Below are 5476 nucleotides of genomic sequence, written 5' to 3'. Positions count from 1 at the left end.
GATGGCCAGTTCTGGCACCCCACACGGTTGGACGACAGAGGTACCGGTTTCTGATCATCTCCGGCGGAGGGATTAGCGATCATCAGACGGGATCACCGAGTGAGGCAGAAACGCTGGTCACGGCCTACGGACGGGTTTCGGGCACCGTCAGGTAAAAGCGCTACGACCGGACAATCTTCGCTGTCGACGGACACCATCTTCCGGCAAGGCTTGAAACCCCGGTCAGTTACCGAGCGTTGAGAACTCCATAATTGACCGGGGTAGTGTCTGTCCTACGTCCGGTCCCTCGTCGAGAGCCCGGTGCCGCGCCTATTGCCGGACGCTTCTACTCAGCCGGAGCAACCCGGCACGCTTCCGGGCGGGGCACAGTTGTTCGGCGTATTGAACTTCACCGCGCTATCGGTCAACGTCACTGGACCGCTGCCGGGCTCTTTGAAGATGCCGCCGCCATCGGCAGCCTTGTTGAAGACGACCTCGCTGCCCTCGAGCGTTACAGTGGCAGGGGTCTCGGGAGCGGTATTCTCGTTGTAGATGCCGCCACCTGGTCCGGCAGCCTTGTTGAATATGATCTTGCTGTCCTTGAATGTTGCGGCACCCTCATTGTTGATGCCACCGCCGCGACCGGTCGACCCCGGCACTGACCCGGTCGTGGTGTTGCCGGAAATGATGCTGTCGAAGCTTTCGAACTGCGCGTTCTCACCGTTGTTGATACCGCCCCCGTCACGAGCGGCGACGTTATGAACAATCTTGCTGTCCCTGAGAGTAACGGTGCCCCCGTTGTTGATGCCACCGCCGTCGTCGAAATTGGTCCTGTTATCGGCGACGATGCTGTCCACGAATGTGGCGATACCCTTGTTGTCGATACCGCCACCGTCCCCGCCCGCCGTGTTACCGACGATTTTGCTGTTCTGGAGTGCCACGGTGCCGCCGCTGTTGTTGCTGACACCGCCGCCGTCGTCGTCGACGTTGTCGGCGGCGGTGTTGTCGGCGATTTCGCTGTCCTGGAGCGTCAGGGTGCCCCCCTCGTTGGCGATTCCGCCGCCGTCGGCGCCGAAGCCGCCGGTATTGGTGGCCGTGTTGTGGGTGACCTCGCTGTCCTGGAGCGTCAGAGTGCCCCCATCGTTGAGGATTCCGCCGCCATCGCCCGCGGGATCATCGGGAAGAGCGCCCCGGGCGTTACCGCCGCTGATGCTGGTCCCGATCAGAGTGAGGTTCCCGGCCGCGCCGACCTCGAGAATGCGGAAGGCTGGCGCGGTCGATGATCGGGTGATAGTCGACTTGTCTCCAGTGATCGTGAGGCCTCCGGTGATGACCGGAAGGCCGTCCGCGCCGTTGGGGCCCGTGCCATGCGCGGACGTGATGGTGTAGGTACAGAATGGCGCGAGCCTGATGGTGTTTGCTCCGCCCATGTTGGCGTTCGTGACTGCGTCGACGAGGGCCTGCTCGTCACCACAGGGCACGAACTTCCCGGAGTGGTTCGCTTCAGGAAACCCCCATCCATCGGAAGCCTGTGCCGCGGTCGGTATTCCGACCAGACCGGCTGCCACCAGGACAGTTGGAAATACTGCTCTTCGCACTTTTACCTCTCCTACGGGCGTTTTTGCCCCTCAAAATGGTCCGCCGGTGTGCGCGTTGAGTAACCCATACGGAACGTCAGCTGGCAACGCGACACCCATGGACTCGCGCGAGGACGAAGAATTTGTGGGAGATTAAGCTGGCGGGGACCGTCGGAACCGAAACGTACGCCAAGAAATGATCCGGACTTCGAGGCTTTTGAGGTAAAGGTGTGGGACGTGAGAACGGTCCGGAGTCCGCCGTCCGGAGCCTCGCGGGAGTGGTCGAAGCTCAACCCAATGGAGGGCTCGGATCGGCTTTGTTGCATTACGCGAAGGCAGGACATGGCAAGCTCTGTCGGACCGATGATCAGATCGTCAGGGTGAGCTCGGCGAAGGCAGTCGTCAGCCGCAGGTGTGGGTCGGTGTCGACCCTGAGTTTGTAGTGGCCGCGGCGGATATTCTCCCGCGAACGCATGCCCGGAACTGATCGGCTGGGCGGAGCGGAAGCGTTTCAGCCCGCGCATCGGCCGCAACCGGGCTTTCAGCTGGCTGTGATCGGACTCGATCCGGTTGTTCGCCCGCCGGGCATCAAGATGATTGGACCGTTCCCGGTCTTGTGGACACTCGGTAGGCTGCCGCTGATCCCAGCGGAGGTATCCCGGTGGCGACACGCCGACATTTCACCCAGGAATATAAAGATCAGGCCGTTAGTCTCGTGATCGATTCGGGCCGGTCCGTCGCCGAAGTAGCGCGGAGTATCGGCGTCCACGAGATGACGTTGGGTAAATGGGTGAAGAAGGCAGGTGATGAGGGCCGGGCAGCGGGAACTGTCCGAGTCCGAACGGGCCGAGTTGGAACTGCTACGCAAAGAGAACGCCGTGCTGCGGATGGAGCGTGACTTCGCGAAAAAAGTAGCGGCCTGGTTCGCGAAGGAACAGCCGTGATCTATGCGGCCATCGCGGACTGGGCCACCGACAGCGAATACCCAGTCAGCTTCATGTGCGCCCACCTCGGTATCAGCCGATCGGGCTACTACCGGTGGCGGACCACCGGCGGGCAGTGCGACCGCGACCGCACGGACGCGGCGTTGACGACCCTGATCCGTCAGATCCACGCCAGCCTGCGCGGCGACCCCGGCGTACGCCGCGTCTGGGCCGAGCTCGCCGCCCGGGCGCCCGCGGTCGCCCACAAGCGCGTCTGGCGGCTGATGAAGGCCGCTGGCCTGCAAGGACGCCACCCCCAAGCCTGGCGGCGCACCACCGTCGCCGACGCCCGACCCGTCGATGCCCCGGATCTGATCGGCCAGGACTTCACCGCCGAGCAGCCGGACACCCGCTGGTGCGCAGACATCGCTTAGAGGGCGTTTGATTAGGGATAATCATCTTATATAACGGCGGAATCAAGCGGTCAAGGCGACACATTCGTTGCCAACAGATCATTGAACGCTTCGACCGGTTGACGCCAACGGCCCACGGTGGACGCGGAGGCGGTCTCCAGCGGTCAGTGCACCGCCCGCATCGTGCTGGAAGCAGGGGGCTCGGCAAACTTGATCGCAATCGGGTGGACTCCTGACCTGCCCAACAGCCCCCCACCTGGGTAACCCAGGCCGTGCGCACCCTCGCGATGGACCTGCAGGACGCGAGATGCCGGGCACGCGTCCTCATCCGTGACCGCGACGTCAGGTACTCGCCACTGTTCGACGCGATCCTCGCCGACACCGGGATCCAGATCGTGCACAGCGGCGTCCGGATGCCACACATGAACGCGATCATGAAGCGGTGGATCCACCGCTGCCACCACGAGCTACTGGACCGCACGGTGATCTGGAACCAGCCACACCTGCTACACGCTGAACCAGTACGAGCAGCATCACAACGCGCACCGCCCTCACCGGGGCATCGCGAACGCCAGACCCCCGCAACCACTGCCAGAACCGATCACCGATCTGGCCACGGTCACGCACCTCGACATCCGTAGACATGAGCGCCTCAGCGGAATCATCCACGAGTATCAACATGCCGCTGGACCTGCACGGACAGGGTTTTCGGCACCCGCAATGTCGGCGCCTCCCCTTCGTCGGAGGTGGCTCTCGGGTGTCGGGTCGGCCGTTCTCAGGGAAAGACGGAGCCAATCATGAGAAGGTGCCAGGCCCCGTCAATACGTGCCGCTTCCACGTACATGCTCCACTCGGGTTGCACCAGGTTGCTTATCTCGACCGGAATGTCCATCGGGCCGACAGTCGTCCCGGCATAGGCATCGAAGGAGATCCTGCCTGGGCTCACCTCTGCGACGAAGGCGTAGTCCTCAAACCGGTCCCCGGCCGGGACCCCGCTGATGTCGACAGGAGGCCTGCTGTCCAGGTGGTCGTCGATCAGGTCGCGAAAGTCGTAGGCCGCCGCAAGCCCGCGTCCGGTGTCGCGTGCACTGTCCACCGCGTTTTTCGCGGTCGTCCCGTCGATGTATCCACGCTCGGACAGCCAGCTGACCAGCTTCCCGGCCACGGTCCCCGCCGCCTTGATCTCCCCCTTCCTGGCGATCACCTTGCGGACCATGTAGTAGCCGAGGAACCCACCCAGATGATCCGGGATCGTCTCCGGGTCGTCGCGCACACTGCTGAGCAGGCCGTCCTCGCTCTCCCTCGCGATACACTTTCCCAGCAGCGATACGATCCCTTCGTACTTGCTCATGGTCCTCTCTGAGAGACGCGCGCGCTGCTCGGCGAGGAACTGGTCGAGCACCTCTTCTATCGAGGGCCCGGTCCGCAACGGTCTGACGAGGACGTCGAGATCGCTGGAGACATATGGGTGGTCGGGGTCGTTGTTGTTGTACACGGTCTCCTTGTAGCAGTCGACAGCGGTGTCCAGGTCGCCGTAGTCGGACGTACACTGGTAGTCGCCATGAGTGAAGTCCAGCGTATAGCGGGTCGAACCATCGACGGGATCGATGTACTCATGTACCAGGATGGAGCCACCGACCTTCGGGTGCTTGTCGGTCCGCCGAAGCACGCTGCCGTTCTCCATGGCGGCGATGTATCTTCCCCAGACGCGATCCCGATGCCGGCCCCAACTACCGTAGAGCGAGTGGCCGTTGTCGATGTACAGGAGGCGTGAGTCGTTATCGCTGATGTCGGGATCCAGCGGTCTGGCGTCCCGAGGAACTACTTCCCACCGCCCGTCGTGGCAGGCCATCAGTCGACGTACCGCCAACCAGGCCGACTTCTTGGCGGCGAACCGGCGACAGCCGAATCCGGTGTGCTGCACGTACCACGCGCCGTCGTCCCCACTACTGACCGCGATCTGCGCCTGCTCCCACTTACCCGCGTCCCGCAACTCCCACCGCATGACGCACTCGTGCGGCACGTCGGGCAGGGCGGTCTCCAGCGGTCAGTGCACCGCCCGCCTCGCACCGGGACCCCAAGCAGAGGGTTTGAATCGGGCTGTTGGGGCAGGTCAGGAGTCTGCCCGATCGCGATCAAGATTGCCGATCCCCTGGCTTCCAGCACGATGCGGGCGGTGCACTGACCGCATCGCGTCAGGACCCTACGTAGGGGTTCGAATCGGGCTGTTGGGGCAGATCAGGAGCCTGGCCGATCACGATCAAAGTTACCGAGCCCCTTGCTCCAACCCGATGCGGACGGTGCACTGACTGCTGGAGACCGCCAGGTGCGCCGCCTTCATGGTGACGACCCAACGGTCCTTGACCCGGATCCGGATCGCATCCACATACATGATCGGATAGACGTCGTCGACGGGCCGGTTCTGCCAGGCCGCGATCTCGTCCGCCACCACATCTGTAATCGTGGAAATGAGTTCCCGGGACGCACGGATCCCGTATACCTCGCCCAGGTGCGCCTCAATATCCCGGGTCGACATGCCCCGCGCATACAACGACAGGATCATATCGTCGATCTGTCCGAGCCG

Annotated in this window: 4 protein-coding genes and 3 pseudogenes; 3 read left to right on the top strand and 4 right to left on the bottom strand. The window is 63.3% G+C overall.

The features are described 5' to 3' along the window. Window positions 1–329: 329 nt before the first annotated feature. Complete coding sequence (locus MJ783_RS10995; RefSeq protein ID WP_239310298.1) at window positions 330–1577, bottom strand: hypothetical protein; 1248 nt, start codon at window positions 1575–1577, stop codon at window positions 330–332. 346 nt (window positions 1578–1923) lie between these two features. Next, window positions 1924–2152 (bottom strand): annotated as a pseudogene (locus MJ783_RS10990) (DDE-type integrase/transposase/recombinase); the annotation flags it as partial. 65 nt (window positions 2153–2217) lie between these two features. On the opposite strand from MJ783_RS10990, the pseudogene MJ783_RS23645 reads away from it, so the two are divergent. From MJ783_RS23645 to MJ783_RS10980, 3 genes and pseudogenes are all read left to right on the top strand, one after another. Then, window positions 2218–2319 (top strand): annotated as a pseudogene (locus MJ783_RS23645) (transposase); the annotation flags it as partial. A gap of 43 nt (window positions 2320–2362) precedes the next feature. Further along, the gene (locus MJ783_RS10985) at window positions 2363–2500 is read left to right on the top strand and encodes a hypothetical protein (RefSeq protein ID WP_239310297.1); all 138 of its coding nucleotides are present in this window, start codon (window positions 2363–2365) and stop codon (window positions 2498–2500) included. After that, window positions 2497–2913 (top strand): IS3 family transposase, encoded by a 417-nt coding sequence (locus tag MJ783_RS10980; protein ID WP_239310296.1) that lies wholly within the window; start codon window positions 2497–2499, stop codon window positions 2911–2913. Before MJ783_RS10985 ends, MJ783_RS10980 begins: the two co-directional genes overlap by 4 nt. Before the next feature lie 754 nt (window positions 2914–3667). Here the strand turns inward: MJ783_RS10980 and MJ783_RS10975 are convergent. After that, a complete protein-coding gene (locus MJ783_RS10975; RefSeq protein ID WP_239310295.1) occupies window positions 3668–4897 on the bottom strand; it encodes a hypothetical protein in 1230 nt (409 codons plus the stop codon). Window positions 4898–5209: 312 nt separating this feature from the next. Further along, window positions 5210–5476: pseudogene (locus MJ783_RS10970) on the bottom strand (transposase); the annotation flags it as partial.

The sequence above is a fragment of the Protofrankia sp. Cj3 genome (genome assembly GCF_917627355.1).
In the GTDB taxonomy this organism is placed as follows: Bacteria; Actinomycetota; Actinomycetes; order Frankiales; family Frankiaceae; genus Protofrankia.
The sequence above is the reverse complement of the archived record's forward strand: the minus strand, read 5'-3'. Positions and strand labels throughout refer to the sequence as shown.

What these genes read in the sequence shown, in the direction of transcription:
- MJ783_RS10985 (WP_239310297.1), top strand. Translation starts at nt 2,363, where the DNA reads ATGAGGGCCGGGCAGCGGGAACTGTCCGAGTCCGAACGGGCCGAGTTG.
- MJ783_RS10975 (WP_239310295.1), bottom strand. Translation starts at nt 4,897, where the DNA reads ATGCGGTGGGAGTTGCGGGACGCGGGTAAGTGGGAGCAGGCGCAGATC.